Here is a 454-nt window from a genome sequence, read left to right as displayed (position 1 = left end):
CCCACCCTCACCGCCCTCGAGAACATCACCCTCCCCATGGACATCGCCGGCCGCAAGGCCGACAAGCAGTGGCTCGACCGCGTCGTCGAGACCGTCGGACTCTCCGGCCGCCTCTCCCACCGCCCCAGCCAGCTCTCCGGCGGCCAGCAGCAGCGCGTCGCCTGCGCCCGCGCCCTCGCCTCCAAGCCCGACATCGTCTTCGCCGACGAACCCACCGGAAACCTCGACTCCCGCTCCGGCGCCGAGATCCTCTCCTTCCTGCGCAACTCCGTCCGCGAACTCGGCCAGACCGTCGTCATGGTCACCCACGACCCCGTCGCCGCCGCCTACGCCGACCGCGTCGTCTTCCTCGCCGACGGCCGCATCGTCGACGAACTCACCAACCCCACCGCCGACACCGTCCTGGACCGCATGCGCCGCTTCGACGCCAAGGGCCGCACCAGCTGACGCAGCA

At 71.4% G+C, this 454-nt stretch carries 1 protein-coding gene; it reads left to right on the top strand.

Annotated features, from left to right (window positions below):
* Positions 1–447 (top strand): ABC transporter ATP-binding protein (locus IF01_RS0140870; protein WP_030398692.1); only part of this gene is annotated, 447 nt, incomplete at its 5' end.
* Positions 448–454 lie beyond the last annotated feature (7 nt).

Origin of the sequence: Kitasatospora purpeofusca, assembly GCF_000718025.1 — a bacterium.
GTDB lineage: Bacteria > Actinomycetota > Actinomycetes > Streptomycetales > Streptomycetaceae > Kitasatospora > Kitasatospora purpeofusca.
This window is presented reverse-complemented; position numbering and strand designations above follow the sequence as displayed.